This is a genomic window from Bacillus sp. LM 4-2 (genome assembly GCF_000978495.1).
GTDB classification, from domain to species: domain Bacteria; phylum Bacillota; class Bacilli; order Bacillales; family Bacillaceae; genus Bacillus; species Bacillus subtilis.
On record NZ_CP011101.1, the window covers coordinates 3,738,034 to 3,759,726 of the forward strand.

At 46.6% G+C, this 21,693-nt stretch carries 23 protein-coding genes; 4 read left to right on the forward strand and 19 right to left on the reverse strand.

All coding sequences use genetic code 11. From position 1 onward, the window contains the following. Window positions 1-12: 12 nt before the first annotated feature. Genes rfbB through spsA form a run of 9 tightly spaced genes read right to left on the reverse strand, consistent with a single transcriptional unit; the run spans window position 13 to window position 8,842 of the window. Window positions 13-960, reverse strand: a complete 948-nt coding sequence (gene rfbB, locus bslm_RS18610) for a dTDP-glucose 4,6-dehydratase (protein ID WP_003244201.1) — start codon at window positions 958-960, stop codon at window positions 13-15. Continuing rightward, the gene (locus bslm_RS18615; RefSeq protein WP_014478328.1) at window positions 960-1,700 is read right to left on the reverse strand and encodes a sugar phosphate nucleotidyltransferase; all 741 of its coding nucleotides are present in this window, start codon (window positions 1,698-1,700) and stop codon (window positions 960-962) included. The genes rfbB and bslm_RS18615 overlap by 1 nt, the downstream gene beginning before the upstream one ends. 24 nt (window positions 1,701-1,724) lie before the next feature. Beyond that, window positions 1,725-2,744, reverse strand: coding sequence for a PseG/SpsG family protein (locus bslm_RS18620; RefSeq protein WP_046381409.1), 1,020 nt, complete (start codon window positions 2,742-2,744; stop codon window positions 1,725-1,727). Between the two features lie 2 nt (window positions 2,745-2,746). Next, window positions 2,747-3,469, reverse strand: a complete 723-nt coding sequence (locus tag bslm_RS18625) for a glycosyltransferase family protein (RefSeq protein WP_046381410.1) — start codon at window positions 3,467-3,469, stop codon at window positions 2,747-2,749. Further along, window positions 3,462-4,583, reverse strand: coding sequence for an N-acetylneuraminate synthase family protein (locus tag bslm_RS18630; protein ID WP_046381411.1), 1,122 nt, complete (start codon window positions 4,581-4,583; stop codon window positions 3,462-3,464). Before bslm_RS18630 ends, bslm_RS18625 begins: the two co-directional genes overlap by 8 nt. Then, window positions 4,583-5,452, reverse strand: a complete 870-nt coding sequence (locus bslm_RS18635; RefSeq protein WP_014481248.1) for a GNAT family N-acetyltransferase — start codon at window positions 5,450-5,452, stop codon at window positions 4,583-4,585. Before bslm_RS18635 ends, bslm_RS18630 begins: the two co-directional genes overlap by 1 nt. Then, window positions 5,453-6,622, reverse strand: coding sequence for a DegT/DnrJ/EryC1/StrS family aminotransferase (locus bslm_RS18640; protein WP_046381412.1), 1,170 nt, complete (start codon window positions 6,620-6,622; stop codon window positions 5,453-5,455). It lies immediately after the preceding gene. Window positions 6,623-6,642: 20 nt separating this feature from the next. After that, window positions 6,643-8,067 (reverse strand): CDP-glycerol glycerophosphotransferase family protein, encoded by a 1,425-nt coding sequence (locus bslm_RS18645; protein ID WP_046381413.1) that lies wholly within the window; start codon window positions 8,065-8,067, stop codon window positions 6,643-6,645. Between the two features lie 4 nt (window positions 8,068-8,071). Next, window positions 8,072-8,842, reverse strand: a complete 771-nt coding sequence (spsA, locus tag bslm_RS18650; protein ID WP_021480921.1) for a spore coat dTDP-glycosyltransferase SpsA — start codon at window positions 8,840-8,842, stop codon at window positions 8,072-8,074. Window positions 8,843-9,161: 319 nt separating this feature from the next. On the opposite strand from spsA, the gene gerQ reads away from it, so the two are divergent. Next, a complete protein-coding gene (gerQ, locus tag bslm_RS18660; protein ID WP_014481253.1) occupies window positions 9,162-9,707 on the forward strand; it encodes a spore coat protein GerQ in 546 nt (181 codons plus the stop codon). Window positions 9,708-9,750: 43 nt separating this feature from the next. On the opposite strand, the gene bslm_RS18665 is transcribed toward gerQ, so the two are convergent. The 3 genes from bslm_RS18665 to bslm_RS18675 form a co-directional block, all read right to left on the reverse strand. Further along, window positions 9,751-10,122: a DUF423 domain-containing protein gene (locus tag bslm_RS18665; protein ID WP_003227446.1), complete on the reverse strand. Its 372-nt coding sequence runs from the start codon at window positions 10,120-10,122 to the stop codon at window positions 9,751-9,753. A 61-nt stretch (window positions 10,123-10,183) separates the two neighbouring features. Then, window positions 10,184-11,506, reverse strand: a complete 1,323-nt coding sequence (locus bslm_RS18670; protein WP_015384975.1) for a purine/pyrimidine permease — start codon at window positions 11,504-11,506, stop codon at window positions 10,184-10,186. Window positions 11,507-11,525: 19 nt separating this feature from the next. Next, the gene (locus bslm_RS18675) at window positions 11,526-11,843 is read right to left on the reverse strand and encodes a YwdI family protein (protein ID WP_046161096.1); all 318 of its coding nucleotides are present in this window, start codon (window positions 11,841-11,843) and stop codon (window positions 11,526-11,528) included. 167 nt (window positions 11,844-12,010) lie between these two features. On the opposite strand from bslm_RS18675, the gene bslm_RS18680 reads away from it, so the two are divergent. Further along, window positions 12,011-13,381: an aldehyde dehydrogenase gene (locus bslm_RS18680; RefSeq protein WP_046381414.1), complete on the forward strand. Its 1,371-nt coding sequence runs from the start codon at window positions 12,011-12,013 to the stop codon at window positions 13,379-13,381. Between the two features lie 24 nt (window positions 13,382-13,405). Here bslm_RS18680 and bslm_RS18685 read toward each other — a convergent pair whose 3' ends face one another. Further along, window positions 13,406-14,083 (reverse strand): uracil-DNA glycosylase, encoded by a 678-nt coding sequence (locus bslm_RS18685; protein WP_014478341.1) that lies wholly within the window; start codon window positions 14,081-14,083, stop codon window positions 13,406-13,408. A gap of 13 nt (window positions 14,084-14,096) precedes the next feature. Beyond that, the gene (locus tag bslm_RS18690; RefSeq protein ID WP_015250953.1) at window positions 14,097-14,903 is read right to left on the reverse strand and encodes a glycosyltransferase family 2 protein; all 807 of its coding nucleotides are present in this window, start codon (window positions 14,901-14,903) and stop codon (window positions 14,097-14,099) included. 190 nt (window positions 14,904-15,093) lie between these two features. Between bslm_RS18690 and bslm_RS18695 the strand changes: the two genes are divergently transcribed. Further along, on the forward strand, window positions 15,094-15,909 hold the full coding sequence (locus tag bslm_RS18695) for a bifunctional hydroxymethylpyrimidine kinase/phosphomethylpyrimidine kinase (protein ID WP_014665830.1): 816 nt from the start codon (window positions 15,094-15,096) through the stop codon (window positions 15,907-15,909). Between the two features lie 90 nt (window positions 15,910-15,999). Here bslm_RS18695 and bslm_RS18700 read toward each other — a convergent pair whose 3' ends face one another. The 3 genes from bslm_RS18700 to scrA form a co-directional block, all read right to left on the reverse strand. Next, window positions 16,000-16,248, reverse strand: coding sequence for a hypothetical protein (locus bslm_RS18700; protein ID WP_003243437.1), 249 nt, complete (start codon window positions 16,246-16,248; stop codon window positions 16,000-16,002). A 93-nt stretch (window positions 16,249-16,341) separates the two neighbouring features. Beyond that, the gene (gene sacA / locus bslm_RS18705) at window positions 16,342-17,781 is read right to left on the reverse strand and encodes a sucrose-6-phosphate hydrolase (protein WP_029726209.1); all 1,440 of its coding nucleotides are present in this window, start codon (window positions 17,779-17,781) and stop codon (window positions 16,342-16,344) included. After that, entirely contained in the window at window positions 17,778-19,163 is a 1,386-nt protein-coding gene (gene scrA / locus bslm_RS18710; RefSeq protein ID WP_029726208.1) for a PTS system sucrose transporter subunit IIBC, read from the reverse strand. Before scrA ends, sacA begins: the two co-directional genes overlap by 4 nt. Before the next feature lie 301 nt (window positions 19,164-19,464). Between scrA and bslm_RS18715 the strand changes: the two genes are divergently transcribed. Then, entirely contained in the window at window positions 19,465-20,235 is a 771-nt protein-coding gene (locus tag bslm_RS18715) for a formate/nitrite transporter family protein (protein WP_014481261.1), read from the forward strand. Window positions 20,236-20,273: 38 nt separating this feature from the next. Here the strand turns inward: bslm_RS18715 and sacT are convergent, their stop codons facing one another. Together sacT and bslm_RS18725 are read right to left on the reverse strand one after the other, a co-directional pair. Beyond that, on the reverse strand, window positions 20,274-21,104 hold the full coding sequence (sacT, locus tag bslm_RS18720) for a sac operon transcriptional antiterminator SacT (RefSeq protein ID WP_003227423.1): 831 nt from the start codon (window positions 21,102-21,104) through the stop codon (window positions 20,274-20,276). A 39-nt stretch (window positions 21,105-21,143) separates the two neighbouring features. After that, entirely contained in the window at window positions 21,144-21,446 is a 303-nt protein-coding gene (locus bslm_RS18725) for a hypothetical protein (protein WP_003222155.1), read from the reverse strand. Window positions 21,447-21,693: the final 247 nt, after the last annotated feature.

Here is a 21,693-nt window from a genome sequence, read left to right on the forward strand (position 1 = left end):
CAGATCACCTTCTCATCGGTCATTGTCTGTATACCACTGAATCGTACGCGCAATGCCTTCTTCAAACGTCACTTCCTGCCGCCAGCCCAGTTCGTTTTTCAGCTTTGATGCATTGATCGCATAGCGCCGGTCATGCCCTTTTCGGTCTTCCACGTGGGCGAACAATTCCTCACAGCCCAGATGCTTCAAAATGACACTCGCCAGCTCTTTATTCGTGCGTTCATTTCCGCCGCCGATGTTATACACCTCGCCGTCGGTCCCTTTTTCTAAAATCAGCTTGATCGCGCGGCAATGATCCTCCGCAAACAGCCAGTCTCGGATCTGGAGTCCATCGCCATACAGCGGAACAGGCAGGCCCTGCTTCGCATGACGGATAATCGTCGGAATCATTTTTTCGCTGTGCTGATAAGGTCCGTAATTGTTGCTGCATCGTGTAATGATGGCCGGAAGCTTGTGGGTTTTCACATAAGACAACACGAGCAAATCAGAGCTTGCTTTGCTGGCTGAGTATGGGTTATTAGGAGAAAGCGGCGTCGTTTCTGTAAACGCGGGATCATCCGCTTTTAAATCCCCGTATACCTCATCTGTTGAAATATGAATCAGCTTCTTGGCTTTTCCTTTCAAGACCGCTTCCGCCAATCGGTATGTCCCCATGACATTTGTGGTGATAAACGGCTCTGCTTGGGAAATGCTTCTGTCCACATGCGATTCTGCTGCGAAGTGAATGACGCCATCGTAGGTCTCATCAAACGCGCGGTCGATATCCTCCTGAACGCTGATGTCCCCTTTTACAAAGCGAAAACGGCTGTTTTGCTTTAATTTTTCCATTTCCTCCGGGTGGCTGGCGTACGTCAGTTTATCTAAAACGGTAATGCGCGCATCCGTTTCCCTCAGCATGAGCTTTGTAAACGTGAGCCCGATGAAGCCGGCCCCGCCTGTAATTAAATATGATTTTGCCATCACTTTTCGTCCTGTCCTTTCCGTAAAGCCTGGTGTACAAGCTGGGAAGCGAGATAAAGCGATTCGTGAGTTCCGGCATCTACCCACCAGCCTGATAACACATCATACGTAAGCTGGCTGTTTTCGATGTATAGATTATTCACATCGGTGATTTCCAGCTCGCCGCGCTTTGATGGTGATATTTGTTCAATATACGAAAACACCTCTGCATCATACATATAAATGCCGGTAACACAAAGGTTGGTCGGTGGCTGTTCGGGCTTTTCGATGATGGAACGAATCCGCTTGTTTTTCTCATCAATCTCAGCAATCCCGAAACGTTCCGGGTCATCAACTTCTTTCAGAAGCACTTTTGCTCCTTTCCCCTGCTGTTCAAAGCGTTCTGTATAAGGCTTTAATGAATCTTCAAATATATTATCACCTAATAATAAAATGAAAGACTCTTTTTTCGTAAAGCGCTTTGCATAAGACAGCCCATCCGAAATGCCCGATGCTGCCGGCTGTACTTGATAAGTGATAGTAACGCCAAGCTCTTCCCCGTTCCCAAGCAGTTTGTAAAATTGCGGCATATGCTCCTTTTGGCTGATGAGTAAAATGTCTTTTATTCCGGCTTCCTCCAGCTTCATAATCGACCAGTATATCATCGGATACGGGCCTACAGGAAGCAAATGCTTGTTGACGGCTTTCGTTAAGGGCATAAGGCGTGAGCCGTTTCCTCCGGCTAAAATAACACCTTTCACATTAACACTTCCTTACATGCATTTTTATATCTCTTGTTCATATAAATCTTGAAGAATAGCTGTTACCCGTATAATGCCTTTGCCATCCACGAGCGGCCTTCCTCCCTTGTGCAAAGAAAGGCGAAGAGGATAGCTGCTCATAATGCGTGACATCTGATAGATGAGTGTTTCATCCGGTACAAGCTCACCCAAACCAAGATCAAGAGCGGCGCCTTGGCCAGCAATTGTTTTTGCTGTTGCCGTTTGATGCTCAACCTGAGAAAGAACAAGGCACGGCACGCCGATGCAAATGGCTTCATATAGAGAGATGCCGCCGGCGACAATGGCTGCGTCCGCTTGTTTCATCAAACCTGCCATATCATTTGTCTGTTCGGTCATCTTGTACTGCGGCTTCTTTTCGATCCGCCTTCGGACTGCCTCTTGATGCGGTGAAGCGCTCCCCATCACAAACATTATGTTTTTGTTTTTTATGTCGGGGACTTGATCAGCGGCAGCCAGCACTTTAAAAATAAGCTGCTTCGGATCACTTCCTCCTAATGCAACAAGGATATTGCGGCAGTCTTTCTTAAGTGTGTAATCCTCTCTTGCGGCCTGAAAGGCGGGGTGAAGAATAAGATAGTCCGGGCCTTCATAGATGCGTGTGTTTCCCTGAATGTACACCCTCCCTCTGATGTCACCGTAAATTCCGTTAATGACTGCGTCACTATATTGAATCGATTTACCGTTTTTCTCTTCAAAAAGAACAATTTTCGCATCTGTCTCCGTCTTTATTTTCTTTAACAGCTCTGTAGGCGCGCCTAGAATATCAAACAAAAGCAAATCAAGCTTCTTGCTTTTTATTTCCCGGAGAATAAATTCGTGCTGCTGCAGCTCCGGCTTTACGATGACACGCCAATGCTCTTCATGAAGAAACGCTTCAGACTCCTGATTCGTGTAAAACGTAATCAAGCAGCTCTGTTTGAGTTCTTCCGCAAGTCTCTTCATCCGGACAACATGGCCCATTCCCTTTTCATAGCCGCCGTCTGCGAAGATCCCAACATGCATGGCTATTCAGCCTCTCGTTCGATTGCCGCATCGGGATTCCGGTTCAGAAGGGTGATAAGCTCTGAGGCGGATACATCGGGGCGCTCGCCTGCTTTTTGATAGAGAGCCTTTATCGATTCATAGTCTTCCTTTGTATCAATGGTCAGCCGATATTGAGGGGCGCGAAATCGTTCCGGCGCCTCTAAAAACTGCACACGATAAAGAGCTGGATGATTCCTTATATATAACGTGACATGCTCCTGATATTGATCCTCCATATTCTGAATACGGCTGATGTCAATTAACAGGTTGGCGTTGACCACTTCGCCGCAAATCCCTAATGGGGCATTCAGGATATACGTATAATCCGACCCTTGATCAAAATGCGCCTTAATCATTACATCGAGCAGCTCCGGATCGACAAACGGATTATCACCCGTTAACCGGATGATGACTGACGGTTTAACAGCTTCTATGACCTTCACAAACCTATCGAGGACACGTTCTTCGCTCCCGCGGAAAACACGAAAGCCTTGTTTGATACAGTGCGCCTCTAATATGTCGTCAGTTTCTTTGTCAGACGTGGCGATGACAAGATTATCCCGATCCTTTTGGTAAAACGCGCTTTTCCGGACACGGTGAACGAGAATGTCAAGTAAACGATTCGATCCGAGCGGCCGAAGCACTTTTCCCGGAAGCCTTGTTGAACCCATTCTTGCTTGAATAATAAAGAGAATATCATTCATGAAACGGGCTGTCCTTCAGTAAAATGTCATCCCAGACAATGCCTGTGTCGGCCGGAATGTCTCTTACAGCCCGAACACCGCTGGTCAGCAGTTCAAAGAATCTCGGGTGCAGCCCCTGCGGCTTTTGTCCGGGCCGAAGCACTGCGATATTGTCTTCACTAAAGGCTTCACCTTTTTGAATCGGAGCTGTTGTAAAAATGCCTCTGTATGCAAAATTTCTGATTTCTCCTTCGATGGAGGTTGTTGTTTTGTATGAACTGCCAAGCAGTTTTTCAGAGACCGGCTTTGTGATCCCCTGTTTCAGCTCAGCTTCCGTTTTCCTGATGCCATCGACCATTTCTTTCAATTGATCCGGATTTAATGCAAACGAGTGGTCGGCACCCGGCAGATTTTTATCGATCGTAAAATGCTTTTCTATCAGTTTTGCTCCGAGCCGAACCGCGGCACACGGCGCTTCTGTCGGATGCTCGCTATGATCGGAGAAGCCGATTACCGCCTCAGGAAAAGCGGCGGCAAGCATCGGAATGACGCTGAGGTTGCTGTACTCCGGCGGTGCAGGGTATTTCGCCACACAATGCATTATGGCAATTTGATTGTTTCCCTCTGCCCTGATGGTGCGCCAAGCTTCGTGAACATCAGAGATTTCAGCTCCGGCTGTCGAGAAAATCATCGGCCTGTTCAGCCGGGCGACATATTTGAGCAGCGGGAGATGGTTAATTTCATAGGATGCGATTTTAAAAGCGCTCGGCGAGGTAGACTGAAGCAGATCAGCTGACCCCTCGTCACATACAGTACTTAAAAAGATCACCTGCTTTTCGCGGCAGTAATCCAATAGCGGTGAAATCCACTCAGCGGGCATTTCCATAGATTGAACCAAAGAAAAAATAGAGACGTCCTTGCCCGCTGCCGTCTTGTACAAACCAGGATCTTTCTGGTACATCCTATCAGCTTGGAACATTTGAAATTTCACGGCATCCGCTCCCGCTTCCGCCGCGGCGTCTATCAGCGCAAAAGCCTGATCAAGCTTCCCGTCATGATTAATCCCCGCCTCAGCAATAATAAAAACAGGAGCGTCTTTGCCTACAGTTTTATTCGCGATCTGAAACGCTGCCATTATTTCGCCTCCTTGCCCGGCCAAATATGATAATAGTAATACGATTGTTCAGCGGTAAAGCCCATTCGTTCATAAAGGCGGATCGCCCTTACATTGTGAAGCTGCGTCCCCGCTGTTACCGTTCTATGCTTCTGGGTCTCCGGTTGTTCTATGAGATTCGCCAATAAATGAAACGCAATACGTTTTCCTTCAAATCCCGGCTTTACAGCCATCAAATCGAGAATGCATTCATCATCTCTTGATAAGCCCTGAAGATAGCCGATGACCTCGCCATTGTGTTTAGCGACAATATTGACCGCCGCCCTTCCATTCAGATTGTTTCGTGTCCACTCCTGAAATATTTTGTTTGCTGCATCGCGGCTGAGATGAGGATCCTGAAAATATCTGCTTTTTGTAAACGAGTCTCGGGCCAGCTCACATATCGCTTCTGTGTCTCCGGGCTCAGGCGGGCCCAGTTCAAAAAATGGCGGTGTTTTGTCATAAAAAGACGGAGGCATCGCCAGCTTCAGCAAACTCCCGACAAAGTAAGAGGATGGCTGCTGCTGTATCACATGCGCGGCTCCGATATCTTCAGCCGGAACGCGGACAAAGATAAAATCCGTTTCATCCATTTGGCGTACAGTATAAAAAGCTTCAAACAGCCTCTTTAGCTGCCCGGTACTATTTGCCGCAAGAAGTTTGACGTTCATGACTTTCTTCTGAAGCACCTTGCTTTCCCACAAAGAATCTTCGTAAAGCAATACGCCTTGGAGCCTGCTGTTTTCAAAAAGGCCGAGGGAAAATTGATACGGAACATCCAGTGTAAGCTGTCGGCTTTGGAGAAATTCCTCAATCAACTCTTTGGAGACATTTTCTTTTACCGTATACACTTAATCAGCCCCTTTTACGATATCCCGCACAGCTTCAATGACATCATCTACATCGTCGTCAGACATTGATGGATAGAGCGGGAGAGAAAGGGTTCGTTTATAGTAATTCATGGCATTCGGAAAGTCCGCTTCCTTATATCCAAATTGCTTTTGATAATACGGATGAATGTGTACTGGAATAAAATGAACGCTAGTGCCGATATTGTATTTATCCTTTAAAGCCGTAATCATTTCGCTGCGCGTAACCCCGGCCTTTTTTTCATCAACTTGCAGAACATATAGATGCCAGGCGTGCCTGCCGTCATCATGGACAAACGGCGTGATCAGTCCCGGAATCTGCTGAAAAGCGGTTTGATAGCGGCCGGCAATCTCTTCTCTCCGTTTCTGCATATCATCCAGCCGTTTCAGCTGATGAAGTCCGAGGGCCGCCTGCAAATCAAACATATTCATCTTATAGCCGGGCGATTCGACTTCATAGTACCAGCTGCCATTTGAAGAATAACGGTTCCATGCGGCTTTACTCATGCCGTGAAGGCTTAGCACCCGGATCTTATCGGCAAGCTCCTCATCATCAGTCGTCAGCATGCCGCCTTCCCCTGTCGCGAGGTTTTTGGTGGCGTAAAAGCTGAATGCCGTTGCATCCCCGATAGAACCGATCATTCTTTGCTTATAAGTCGTATATACCGCATGTGCCGCATCCTCCAGCACGAATAAACCATGATTTTGGGCAATAGCCAATATTGCATCCATATCGCAGGACTGCCCGCCAAAGTGGACGGGCACAACTGCTTTCGTTCGCGGTGTGACGGCCGCCTCAAGCTTTACCGGGTCAATATTTAGCGTGTTTTCGTCAATATCCGCAAACACAGGCGTCGCTCCCGTATGAATAATCGTATTGGCGGTCGAGCTGAACGTAAGCGGAGTGGTAATGACCTCGTCCCCTGGCCCGATCTCTTTTGCTTTCAAAGCCAAAAATAAAGCTGCGGTACATGAATTCACCGCCACGGCGTGCTTCGCCCCGACAAACGCGGCAAACTCTTTTTCAAACTGCTGAACCTTCGGGCCTTTAGAGAGCCATCCCGATTCAAGCGTTTCTGTAACCTCCTGAATTTCTTCCTTACCGATTAACGGCAATGAGTAAGGGAGAAAATGATTTCTCTTTTGCACCATTTCTTTGCGCTCCTATCATTTTATTCAGTATCTTCCCGCCTGTAATCAACCCCTGTTTTGGCTTTCAGTTCCGCAAATAAAGCATTTGTTGATTCTGCCACCGGATAATTAGCCGCTATGAATGCCAGGCGCGCCTCTTCTGCTTTTTGATGCACGTCGGGACTTCGAAGAACCTCAACCAAGGTGTGCGCCAGTTCATCCGGCTGGTCAAACATAAAATCGCCAAGAGACTCATAATACGGATACGAGCGATTTCCGGACGATTTTCCGATCAGCACAGGCTTTTGAAACAGCATGGCTTCAAGACCGACTGTCGAGGTTTGCGTCACTGCGGCATCAGCATACGGCAGCAAATCATAAAGCTCCAGCTCCTTTTTGATGACTCTGCATGCTTTATGTTTTTTCGCCGCCTCGTGATACAGATCAAGCTTGTTTTTTCCGATTTCCCACGGGTGGGGTTTGATAATAATCTGCAGCTGCTTCTGATCAGAAAGCCCCTGCAGCACACCGGAATAAAAGTCTTCTGAAAAGGGCTGAGTGGCAATGAGCACAATTTTTTTAGTCGGCTGAAAAGCAAGTTTTCGATAGAATATGGACATATCCATAGGCGTTCTGTTAAAAATCTGATCGAAGCGGGGATGTCCCGTTACGAGAATCTGCTCGGGTTTACAGCCTTTTCGTATGAACCACTCTGCTTCATACGCACCAAAAACAGCTTGATGGCTGGTAAAAACAGGAATGAAGGCTTCATCTCCCATCAATGCGCCATGCTGAAGACAAATGCTGACGGCCCCTTTTCTTTGACACATGAGAGCGAGCACCCTGCTGTAAATGTCTTCTGCCGTTCCGACAATAACAGCTGAAATCTTTTCCTGTTCAAACAGCGCATCAACTGTATCAATGGCCTCTATAAATAAAGGAATATCTTTGAAAAGCCGGTCGCGAAACGCTTGATCACCAAATGCCGGGTGATCATCATAAGGGGCGAGAAGCGAACAGGCTGTTTCGAGATACTGCTTCGAATCGCCTTTTTGGCATGAATCCGCAATCTCCCGCTTGCTAATTACAGGCAGATCACAATAATGCGGCAAACTCCATCTGGCCAAAACAGCCGTTTTTTCAGGATCAAATTGATAGTAATTTTCGTTTGAAAAACGCAGGTAATCAAAGTGCAAAATGACTTTCCCTTTAACAGGTTCATCATTTGTTTTAACGATGTTTTGGATTCTTTCTTCAAAAAACGGCTGAATCTGTCCCTCATCGATATGCTGATCCACCGATCCGAATAATTCCGGTTCTTCTTCCATCATCACCCTCAGTTCAGGGCTGATGTATTGATAAAAATTACTGATAAGCCCAAGCGGAATCCCTTTGTAGCGAAGTTTGTCAAAAAGCTCCACGTACTTCCGGTACAGCACCCAATAATTGTTTAAATAGGCCGACAAGCTCTCACCCCATTCCAAGCTTTTTTAATGATTCACGCAGTTCTCGGCAATTTCGCTGCGGAGGAAGGTTCCTGACAAATTCATTTTTTTCTGATTCAAACAGCTGAAAATGAATCGATTGGTCGGTAATATAATTCAGGTCCAGCTCCTCATCCAGTGGGTAAAACGGATAAAAATGATTGACTCTCCAAAAGAACCGGGCATCTCCTATACGGTAAAACGCCGGGCTTTCATCCCAATAGGAGCCAAACTTCTCCTTTACCTTCTCAAGCACCGAATACCTGTGCATCACCGAGCAATGATCGATTGCGCACGGTGCGTTCCATGTCACTTGAGCGGCAGGCCTGACAGTTTCTTTTACAATGTCGCGATGCTCGTTTAAATGATAGGTTTTGGAGGCTGAGTAAATCACAGCCTTTTCAGGATGGGTATCGAGCTCCCGCACCATTTTCAGGAGGCGGTCCGGCATATAGATGTTGTCATCCGTCGCATAGGTGATATATTCACCCTCCGCCATCTCAATCGCCTGATTGATCAGTGCCGCGTATCTCGTTTTTTCTGTTCTTTCCATCACTCCAGATACATCACTTTGATAAAAACGCACTCGGTTATCATTCAAAAAAGGACGGATTACATTCAGCGTCTCTTCATTGGAGTTGTCATCCATAATAAACAATTCAAAATCTGAAAACGTTTGTGAGAGTATGCTAGAAATGGACTTTGCCACATAATCGCTTTTGTTATAGCTCGTCATAATGACTGATACTTTAGGCAAATCCTACACCTCCTTCTTGGAACTTCACACCTGAAACTATCGTTATCTTATGTTGCTTATGCTCAAGTTGCGCTAGGGATACAAACCAATATGCGAAAAGTTTGTGTATGTCTCTGAAAAACAGCGGCTGCCCAGAGCGAAATCTGATCGGTCCGCTGTTCTTTTTCAGCATAATCCAAGCATCAGCCTCATAAGGTGAAAGAGATAAAAATCGCACCAGCGACTAAGATCGTTTTCCATCGGAGGTGAGTCATCGCGGAGCGTTCACCTATACATCCAGAACATGTTTTGAATGGTTTTCATAAAAAGGAGGAACGATATGAAACCGAAAAAAAATCAATATCAGCAAATGCAGGCATTTGATAATATGCAGGGGTATCAGCCTCAGTTTGGCGCCAACCCGTACCCGCAGCAAGGCCAAGGCTCACAAATGCAGCCAATGGGGATGCAGCCAATGATGCCAATGCAGCAGGGACAGCAAGGACAACAAGGACAGCAGGGATTTGGATTCCCGGGCCAGCAGCAGGGCGGCGGTTTTCAAATTCCATCGGGGCCTACACCGTCAGGACCGGGCCAAAGCGTTCCCGGCATGCTGCCTGTTGAGGAATCTTACATCGAGAATATTTTGCGCCTGAATCGGGGAAAAACGGCCACCATTTATATGACATTTGAAAACAGCAAGGAATGGGGCTCGAAGATTTTTCGCGGCGTCATCGAAGCTGCGGGCCGGGATCACATTATTATCAGCGACCCGAAATCAGGAACACGCTACCTGCTCCTGACAATCTACCTCGATTACATTACATTTGATGAAGAAATTGCTTATACGTATCCATATTCCATGGCGTCCTATTCGCCAAGATAAGAAAAAAGCCAATCACTCATATGATGAGGATTGGCTTTTTTGTTTATAGATATTTGACGGCTGCGACAACGATCATAATCCAAGAAATAATAAACGCCACACCGCCGAGCGGGGTGATCGCTCCAAGAATGGAGATTTGCGTCACACTTAGAATATATAAGCTTCCGGAAAACAGCACAATTCCCGCAAACATCAGCCAGCCGGCTGTCGTGACACTGCCTATGCCGGATAATTTATCAGCCAGAAACGCGACAACGAATAACCCAAGGGCGTGATACATATGATACTGCACGCCTGTGTGCCAAACCTGAAGATACTTATCAGGTATTTTCCCTTCTAATCCGTGAGCGCCGAATGCTCCGAGTCCCACGGCAAGCAGGGCGTTAATGGCCCCTAATATGATAAAAACTTTCATCTATCTCTCCCGCCTTTTCGTTAAACTCATATCATTTATCTTATCGCACCTGCACCAAAATTCAATGTTTGTTCTCCGTTGACACGAGATTGTCGGATTTTCTCCTGCGCCAAAGCTGGAACTGGTCAGCAGCTATTGCAGCAAGCGTCCCTAATACGAGCCCGTTGCTTAATAGAGAAATAAATACCGGATGCAATCCCTTTAACGCAGTTTCAGGAACAAACATGATACCGACCCCTGTCAGCAGCGAGATGCCGATGATAGACCTCACCCTTTTTGATTCTTCTTTCTCATATGAATCAAATTCGGCAAAGGCCAGACCGCCCATTGCGGAGAACACAACAAAATTCACCGCAAATCCAACGGGTGACGGCAGGCTCGCAAACGTATTCATAAAAAACGGGATCACGCTGATCACGATAACCAGAATACTGCCGAGCATAAACGGTTTTTTAGAAGGCATTTTGGTCGTTTCAATAAAACCTGCGGCTCCCGAAATCGGAACAGGTGCAATGGCTCCCGTCAAACCGCTAAGCAGATGGCTGAATGAAGCGGCAAAACCGGCATGGCGTTCATGATGCTTTCCATCAGGCTGTTTGCTGAATTTTTTCACGGCGATGTCCACGACCTTCATGCTCGCCAGCATATTCACGATCAGCAAGATAGTAATAAAAATAGAAGTGATGATCAGGCCGCTGTTAAATAACGGGGTCCCAAAAGGAAACAGGGAAGGCAGCTGAAACAACCTGTCCGGCATTTCAATCGGCTTTGCCGCTCCGGCAGCCGCAAACAGCACCCATCCGCCGAACAAGGCTAATAAAATAGAATATTGCTTAAAAAACATGATGTTCGAATTTGTCATTATAAAGGCGGCAGCGATCACAACAAGCGCCAGACCAAATACAAGACCGTCCACCCCGTCCTGTCGATAACCGATTCCGAGAATTCCTTTTATAATGGGCTGACTCAGCTGCATGACAAGAAGCAATAAATAGACGCCCGTTACAACCGGAGTAAACAATTTTGCAAGTCTGTCAATGACCTTGAAAACACTTAACAAAAAGAAACATACAGCGCTTACAAGAAGAGCTCCCTGCAACCCCCGCAGTGTGTCTCCATATGTCGCAAACACAGTTCCCGTCAGCCCTGCGTAGATCGTATACACTCCCCACCACAAGCCGGCTGGGCTTTCATTGATCGGCAGTCTGTGGCCTTTCAAACACTGAATGACGGCGGCAATTCCCAGTACAAAAAAAGTGCTTTGAATCAATCTTGCAGAATCTGAGTGATCCAGATGAAACGACTGGGCAACCGCCACCGGAACAACAATCGCCGCAGCAATAATAAACGCTGTCCATTGCAGCGCGCCAAGAACCAATTTCACGTAAGCTCAACCTCTCTCTTTAAAAATCAAATAAAGACTCTCCGTTTCCATCCTCTTCCTGCTTCTCTTTTTCTTGCTTTCGAAATTTGTTTAATCCCGCGCTCCCCATCATTTTTTCCATCATCAGCTGGTCTGTCGATGGCGGCGCGGCAGGACTTGGCGTAACGCTCGGCTGTATGCGGGGCGCGCTCACGTTCTCCGGCTGATCAAGCACGACATCACACAGAGAACGGACAACCGCTACATAACGCTTCAGCTCCTCATCCCGTTCAGCCGTTTTTGCTTTTTTTAGATCTTCTTCCATCTTTTGAATCAAAGCAGATATATGAATGTTCATGAAGCACCCTCCAAAAAAATAAATGTTGTCTTCCTGCATTTTATCAAATTCCTGCTGTAAACGCAGATATGAGTTTGTTATTTTTTCTGACAAACCTTGCGCGATTGACAAGCAGAAGAGATTTTCCACATAATAAATCACCATACTTTACAAAAAGGAGAAACGGAATGAACAGCATCCCCTCTATCATCAGCAAGCATAAAGCCTATTTTGCGGCGGGACATACGAGACCGCTTGAATCGAGACTGAACATTTTGCGAAAGCTGAAACAAGCCGTCAGAACTCATGAAGCCGATCTTATAGCCGCTCTCTACCAGGATCTCCACAAATCCGAGCAAGAAGCATACTCAACAGAAATCGGAATCGTCTTGGAGGAAATCAGCTTTGTCATGAAACGGCTGAAAAAATGGTCCAAGCCGAAACGAGTCAAAACGCCGCTGACTCATCTAGGCTCCAAAAGCATCATCATTCCTGAGCCGTATGGAACCGTTTTGGTGATTGCACCTTGGAACTATCCCTTGCAGCTGGCGCTTTCTCCGTTGATTGGAGCCATTGCGGCGGGGAACACGGTCGTTCTCAAGCCATCGGAATATACGCCGGCTGTTTCTGCTGCACTTTCGGAACTCATCAGCAGCGTTTTTCCGACCGATTATGTCGCTATGGCAGAAGGCGGGCCCGACGTCAGCACAGCATTATTACAGCAGCCCTTTGACTACATTTTCTTTACAGGCAGCGTAGCCGTGGGAAAAGTCGTCATGGAGGCCGCCGCCAAACAATTAATTCCCGTAACCTTGGAGCTCGGCGGCAAAAGCCCCTGCATCGTCCATAAAGATGCTGACATTCAGCTTGCCGCCAAACGCATCGTCTTCGGGAAATTTACAAATGCGGGACAAACCTGCATCGCACCGGATTATTTATTTGTCCACGAGGACATCAAAACGAAGCTGGCAGAAGAAATGAAGCGTGCGATCAGAGAATTTTACGGCCCTCAGCCGGAACGGAATCCGCAGTACGGCAAAATCGTCAGTGAACGGCACTATCAGCGGCTGCTCAGCTTTCTGAATGACGGCATCCCACTCACAGGCGGACAATCTGATCCCAATCATCACAAAATTGCGCCGACCATTCTCGAACAAGTGAGGGATGACTCTCCAGTGATGCAGGAGGAGATTTTCGGGCCGATTCTTCCGCTCTTTACATACCGCAATATCGGGGAAGTCATTGAAAAAATCCAATCGCGCCCTAAGCCACTCGCCCTGTATCTCTTCACCACAAACAAAGAAACTGAGCGCGCTGTTTTAGGAAATCTGTCGTTTGGCGGGGGCTGTGTCAATGATACGTTAATGCATGTGGCGACGCCGTATTTGCCATTCGGCGGCGTCGGGGAAAGCGGCATCGGCAGCTATCACGGCTTTGACAGTTTTAACACATTCACGCACAAAAAAAGCGTCGTCAAACAAACGAACCGCTTCGACTTCGCATTTCGTTATCCTTCCTCCAAAAACGGGCTGCGGATGATTCGAAAAATACTCAAATAAAAAAGCGCAGATCACCTGCGCTTTTTACAAATCCTTAATACACCAATCAATCGGCGCCTCTCCCATTTTCTCCAAATAGGCATTCGCCCGGGAAAACGGTCTGCTCCCGAAAAATCCGTTTCTCGCAGAAAACGGGCTGGGATGCGTCGATTCAATGATAAAATGCTTGGACGTGTCGATCCGTTCTTTTTTCATTTGAGCATGCCGTCCCCACAAAATAAAGATAACCGGCCGCTCCCTTTCATTCAGCACGTCAATAATTCGGTCCGTCAGTCGCTCCCAGCCTTTTCCCTTATGGGAATTCGCCTGTCCGCGCCTTACTGTCAGCACAGTATTCAGCAAAAGAACGCCTTGCTTTGCCCAGCTCACAAGCGACCCGTGATTCGGGATGCTGCACCCGATGTCCTGCTGCAGTTCAAGAAAAATATTTTTTAACGAAGGCGGCTGCTTTACACCGGGCTTGACAGAGAAGCTTAAACCTTGAGCCTGTCCCGGCCCGTGATACGGATCTTGTCCCAGAATGACGACCTTGACATCATCATATGATGTATAATGCAGCGCATTGAAAATATCCCGGCTGTCCGGATAAATCGTTTGCTCCGCGTATTCCCGCTTCAGCATTTCTCTGAGCTCTTGATAATACGGTTTCTCAAACTCTTCCTTTAGCTGATTCCACCAGCTGTCTTGTAAAAGCTGTTTCAAGATTTAGGCCCCCTTACGAACGATGAAGTCTGGAATAGACAGGCTCGCCATCCCAAACCATTTCACTTTTTGCTTCCCGCCTCTTCATCTCAGGCTCTTCAAGCAGGACGGCAAAGTTTTTCGTCGGCAGCTCCCCGAGTCCGTGCTTTTCACTTAAACGATCCAAATATTGCTTCCGCTTGGCGCCAAGGTCAGCAGACTGATTGTCTCCCGCGTCACTGAAGGCATAAATCACGCTGGCGCAAGGGACACGCTTCACCCGGTAATCCTTGGCCGCGCGCAGATAAAAATCCCAATCCCAGTAATTGTGCACATCAGCATCGAAATACCCGATTTCATCATGCAGAAAACGTCTGTACATGCTGCCCGACGGCACGTATGTAGAAAACACTCTCATATCCTCATAGTCAGCGGTATAAGCAAACAATTTCCTTGACACTGGATACCTTGTTCCGTTTTTCTCTTCAAACGAAACTATTTCCGCATCAGAATGAACGAAGTCTGCCGTTTCTATTTCCTTTGCCATTTTTTCGATATGCCCTGGCGTAAAGAAATCATCGTCATCACACAGCATAATGCAATCGCCAGACGCCTCTTTTACACCGGCATTTCTCGCAGCCACATGCCCCGAGTTCTTTTCTAAATTGATGACAGCAATCGGCAGCTCCGGATACAGTGCTTTGACCGGCACGACCGATTCACCGGCATCATTCACAATAATAATTTCATACGGCTTCAAGGTCTGGCGGGAAATCGACTCCAAAAGCTCACACAGAGCCGGAATCCGATTATAGGTCACAATTACGATAGAAATCTTCATGATGCTCTCCTTCTCATTTTCATAGTCATGTACTATTAAAACATATATTGGACGGGAGATCAGTGGGAATATCCTACTGAAACAGGAAAGGAGACCTTGAGAATACCAGATGATTTGCTAAGCCTTCTATATTGTGATACAGAGAAAATCTAACTATAATGAAAGACAAAACATGATGGAGGTTCAAGACATGTCTATGCATAAAGCACTCACCATTGCCGGCTCAGATTCCAGCGGCGGTGCTGGGATTCAAGCTGATTTAAAAACATTTCAAGAAAAAAACGTATACGGGATGACCGCCTTAACGGTGATCGTTGCGATGGACCCAAACAACAGCTGGGACCATCAGGTATTCCCGATCGATACTGATACAATCCGCGCCCAGCTTGCAACAATTACGGACGGCATCGGCGTGGACGCCATGAAAACAGGAATGCTGCCAACCGTTGACATTATCGAGCTTGCGGCAAAAACGATCAAAGAAAAACAATTAAAAAATGTGGTAATTGACCCGGTTATGGTTTGCAAAGGTGCTAATGAAGTCCTTTATCCGGAGCACGCCCAAGCCCTGCGTGAGCAATTGGCTCCGCTAGCCACTGTCATTACGCCCAACTTGTTTGAAGCCAGCCAGCTCAGCGGCATGGATGAACTAAAAACAGTTGACGATATGATCGAAGCCGCGAAAAAAATTCACGCACTCGGCGCTCAATATGTCGTCATTACAGGCGGAGGCAAACTCAAACATGAGAAAGCCGTTGATGTTCTCTATGACGGAGAAACAGCAGAAGTCCTTGAAAGCGAAATGATCGATACGCCTTATACACATGGCGCAGGCTGTACATTCTCAGCAGCCGTGACAGCGGAGCTCGCCAAAGGTGCGGAAGTCAAAGAAGCCATTTACGCAGCGAAAGAATTCATCACAGCGGCTATTAAAGAATCCTTCCCGCTAAACCAGTATGTTGGTCCTACGAAGCATTCTGCACTGCGCCTGAATCAACAATCATAAACAAAAGGGGCTGCCTTACAGAGAGGCAGCCCTTTTTAAATCACCGAAGACTTTTCACAGAAAAAACTGCCGATCCCATCGGCAGCCTGTTTATTTGATTTTTAAATTGTTTGCAGATTTCCTCAAAAATGTTTCTATCGACTGAACAAAAAGTGCATATTCCTTCATTTGTTCATATGCCCGCGTGAGAATTTCCGCCGTTTCACTGTGCGGCGTTGTTCCGCCAAGCATTTTTTTCAGCTGAAGCAGCACATCCTTATATTCTTCTCGCTTATCTTCAACTTGGTTAGCAGCCTTTTCCAAACATTCCGGTGTTATCTTCTGTTCATGTATATTCAAGAAAACAACTCCTTTTACAGAAAAAAATAGTAGGTTATCGTTGAAGAATAGCACAGATGGCTCAGATTTCACATAAGAAAATAGAAGGATTTTCTACATAAGTGTCCAAATTCCGACATTCATTTCAGATTTCCCGGTCGAACTGGCTGTTACTTCATGATTTCCCGGGAAAGGAAAATATCTCGCACTAAAGACCTCTTCTCCGTTATTCATAAAGATTTCCACAGATGACGCGTCCAGAAACATGTGTACGGTATGCAAATCCTTGATTCGGCAATGTCTCGCTTCTGTTCTTTTTCCGTCAAAGCTCTTTCGTTCCAGCGTAACAATCCCCTCGTCTTTATGGAAGGAAAACGTAGCCGTTCCGCGGATACTGATTGAAAAGCCAGACTCCGTATGAATGTCTTCCAGCAGAATCTCAGCTCTTTCAGGTTTTTCCACTGGAAGCGTACCAGATGATCCATGCATATTGATGTGTATTTTTTTCTCATTTCTGCGCATGGCTTTTAGCTCAGGCAGCGGCTGCTGAATCAGCTTCTGGCCTGAAAGCGTCAGCTGTCTCGGCAGCGTCATGCAGTGAATCCAGTGGCAGTCAATGGTCGGATGGGACCCTTCATCCTGATCAGGCACCGCCATCCATGCAAACAAAATCCGCCTTCCCTGATCGTCTTCAAGTGTTTGCGGCGCGTAAAAATCAAAACCTTGATCAAGCTCCGTAAATTCACCATGCTTCAGTTCAGGCTTGTTATAATCGAGACGGCCGACAAAATAACCTGATTGATATACGTTCTGATAACGGAAACCGTCAGCCTCAAGCCCTTGAGGCGAAACAATCAGCACGTCCGATCCTTGAAGGGAAAACAAATCAGGGCATTCCCACATGTATCCAAAATCGTCCAGCCCGTTGAAGCCCGCGCCGGTTATCGGGCCAAGAAATCTCCACTCACTCAGGTTATCAGAAGCAAACAATACAGCCTGCCCTTTCAAATTCTCTGTTTGCGCACCAATCACCATATACCATGTGCCTTCATGCTCCCATACCTTCGGATCGCGAAAATGCGCCGTATATCCTTCCGGAAGGCGGGCGACAACACCCTTTTTCTCAAAGGACAGCCCGTCGTCAGAAACAGCAAGGCATTGATACGTTTCCCGATTTCCATCCTGATCCCTGACATTTCCTGTGTAAAACAGATAGAGCCGATCGTCTTTCGTGACAGCGCTGCCCGAGTAGCAGCCGTTTTTATCAAACCAATCACTCGGAGCCAGCGCAATCTCTTCCCGCTTCCAATTCACAACATCCTGTGTCGTATAATGCCCCCAAAATTTTGCGCCGTGCCCTGTCTGAAACGGCTGCCACTGAAAGAATACATGATAGCTGCCCTTCCAATAAATCACGCCATTCGGGTCATTCAGCAGCCCAACCGGCGGCATGATGTGAAAATGCTGGCGGTACGGATCGCTGTTAGCGATGGGCTCTTTTTTCTCCACTTCTTCATAAGCCCGGCGACGAAGCTCCTGGTCATGTGCTGTCATTTTTTCCTCTCCTCATCCTCATTAATCTTCATGACAAATGCTGCAATGAACGCTGACACTGCTGCAATCGCCATGCCAATCAGATAGTGAATCAAGTTGCTGACGCCAAACGGAGCCGCAATGGCGATCATCGGAATTCCCGTTAACCCGTAAGCGTTTGCAGCTACATGTGTAAAGACGACATATGCTCCACCCAATGCGCCTCCGATCATCGCGGCGATAAACGGTTTTCGGTAGCGAAGATTGACTCCGAATATGACGGGCTCAGTAATGCCGAGAAAAGCGGAAAATGCTGCCGGAAGCGCGATTTCTTTTGTCTTTGCCTTTTTCGCCATAAAGAAGACGGCAAGACCTGCCCCGCCCTGTGCGACATTCGCCATTGACCAGATCGGCAGCAAGTAGTTTTTGCCTATATCTGCAATAAGCCCAGCCTCAATCGCATGGAAGCTATGATGAACGCCTGTCAGCACGATGAGTGAATACGTGCCCCCGAAAATCAGGCCCGCAACAAAACCGGCATGGTCATACACATAAGTTAAAGCAACCGTAATGCCGGAGCCAAGCGCTCTGCCTAGAGGGCCAATCGCGATAAAAGCAACAAACCCGGTGACAATCACAGTAACAAATGGTGTAACAAGCAAATCCACCGCATGTGGAACCACTTTTCTCGTCCATTTCTCTACCTTGCTCATCACATACACCGCAAGCAGGACAGGGATAACAGTTCCCTGGTAGCCGAGAAGAGCGATATCAAATCCGAAAAGATGCATGTAATCAGGTGTCGCTTCCGCCAATCCCCATGGATTTAAAAGATTCGGATGAATCATGATTCCCCCGATGACCGCTCCCAAGTATGGATTGCTGCCAAACTCTTTTGAAGCGCTTACTCCGATTAGAATCGGCAAGAAAATGAATGCTGCACTTGAAAACATATCAAGCAGCTGCAAAAGCGCAGAATCCTTGCTCATCCAATGAAACGCATTGATCATACCCAGCAATCCCATTAATAGGCCGCTGGCTACAATAGCCGGGATGATTGGAACAAAAATATTAGAAAGCGTTTTCGCAAATCTCGCAGCGGGATTCAGCTTTTCTTTTGCCGCATCCTGATGATTTACGTGTTCTTCACGCTCGATATCAGCTTCTTTAGCAAAGGCATCGAATACTTTATTCACAAGGCCTGTTCCGAAAATGATCTGGTACTGGCCAGAGCTGCTGAAAGCCCCTTTGACGCCATCAAGCTCTTCTACTTGTGCTTGATCTATCTTTGATTCATCTTTCATCACTAAACGCAGTCTTGTTGCACAATGAGCCGCGCTGATAATATTTTCTTTCCCTCCGAGAAGCTCAATGAGGCGTTTTGCAGTCTCTTTGTAATCCATCTATTTCTCCCCCTTTTATTTAAACAAAAAAGACCTAAAATTCGCCAACGAATAAAGGACACAGCGATCCTTTTTCATTTACGCAAATTTTAGGTCTTGCCTGCTTTACCAGTCACAATCCCGCTTATTCAGATTAAGAATACGCTTTCATCATAAATCATGACAGCGTTTTCGTCAACTATTTTTTTAGTTAAATAGTTTGATAAAACATGTAGACAAAAATTCGTAAAAATTAATTGTGAAATACTTCACAATATCGTGCTATACTATGCTCAATCATGAAAGAAAGCAGGAAAAGACAATGGAAACTCAAGCATTGCAAAAGGTTGAACAGTATGCTTTGAAAAAACAAAACATATTCGCTTCAAGCAAAATCCGTTATGTGCTTCGGTCCATTTTGGCCAGTATGTTTATTGGTTTTGGCATTACAGCCGCAAGCAAAACAGGCAGCTATTTCTTTATGGCTGATTCTCCGTTTGCCTTTCCGGCAGCCGCTGTCACTTTCGGGGCCGCTATTCTGCTGATTGCTTACGGAGGCGGAGATTTATTTACCGGCAACACCTTTTATTTCACCTATACCGCGCTCCGGAAAAAACTCAGCTGGCGCAACACCCTGTACTTGTGGATGTCAAGCTATGCCGGCAATTTAATCGGCGCCATTCTGTTTGCCATCCTGATCAGCGCGACGGGACTTTTTGAGGAGCCTTCTGTTCATTCCTTTTTGATTCATTTGGCAGAGCACAAAATGGAGCCGCCGGCTTCCGAATTGTTTTTCAGAGGAATGCTGTGCAATTGGCTTGTGTGCCTCGCCTTTTTCATTCCAATGTCTCTCAAAGGGGAAGGAGCAAAGCTTTTTACCATGATGCTTTTCGTTTTCTGCTTCTTTATTTCCGGCTTTGAACACAGCATTGCCAATATGTGCACATTCGCCATCTCGCTTTTGATCGAGCACCCTGATACAGTGACACTGATGGGAGCAGTCAGAAACTTAATCCCCGTTACGCTCGGCAATCTGACCGCGGGAATAGTTATGATGGGCTGGATGTACTACACACTGAATCCTGATCAATAAAAAAACTTCCAGAGATCACTCCCTGCAAGTCAAAGCGGTTATTCCGAGAGATCTTGAAGACGCTGGACATGCAGCGTGATATAGCCGGCCTCGGATTCCGGCAAATGTAATTGATATTCATTTTTCAAAAACTCCGCCAGCTCCAGCGCACATTGATAGGCGAATGAATACTTTTTTTGGATGAAATAAAGCATCTCCTCGTCCATACGATGGAGCGCTTCATTTGATTCCAACCGGCTGACCGCGTATCGCAAATGCGTGACAAGGCGTTGATAGGAAATGCTGTTTTCATCCACCTTTCGATTAAAGTATTGTTCTATTTTCTCTATCATTTCTTTGATCATGGTCGTATGCTTCAGCGCCGAATACATGCTCTCCGCATCCATCTTGGCCGTATGGATGTGAAGGGCAATATAACCCGCTTCATCTTCAGGCAGAGACACGCCCAATGTCTCTTTTACATGTCCGATCGCCCACAGGCCGATCTCATATTCTTTTTTATAGAGCGCCTTTATCTCATGCAGCAATTTATTCTGCACAAGCAGCCCATTTTGAATCCTTTCGATCGCAAAGGACAAATGGTCGGAAAGCGCGATATGAATGTGATCGCTCAGCGGCGCCGCGAGCTCTCCTTCCGCATAGCTGATGATATCCTCAGCTATTTCTATATGCTCCTCCGGCAGTGTTTGCAGGATTTGTTTGAACTTTTCATTCTCGTCGCGCACGACAAAGATCTTTTCCACTTTATTCATAGGGATGAGATCATTTTTCTTTTTTTGAAAAGCGATTCCCGGCCCCATCACGATTTTTTCCTGATCATCCTCTTTTATTAAAGCCGCATTGTTGTTTAATACTTTATAGATTTTCAAGAGGTTATCTCTCCCGCCAATTTGCTTTTGACTGGGATTTTACCTCCTTTTGACCGCCATGTAAAGATGCGGGCCCGCTCTCTCCTGCTTTGGCGATTCCTTGAAGGCTTGCAAACATCTTCTTTTATAAAGCGCGGCGGCTTTCGCTTTCTGCTTTTCTTCCTCATTCACAGCCATCCGCCACTCATAAAACGAAACGAGTCCTGCGGCCTGCACAGCCGCCTTTCTTTGGTATGTACGCTGAGCCGAATAGACCGCGGCAGCCGCAGTTTTTCTGTCCGGCGTCACCCAGTTCATCAAAAAGACCATCCACACCCGTAAAGATACAAGCAAACGTTTCATAGAAAAACATCCCTCCGCTTCTTTTTGGCAGGCAGCCTTTTTAGCAGCCCGTTTTCTCAGCCACAGCCCGCAAGAAAAGACGGCCGATTTCTTTTCTCGCAAACTAGCGGCTCTAGCAAAACTCATGACTCTATGATAGACCGTGGAAAGAGAATTCTTTGTCACAATATGAGTGAAAAAACCAACTAGTTTTTAGAAGTTTTGTTGAAAGCTGAAAGAATTGAAATGAAAATTGGAGAACCGCTTT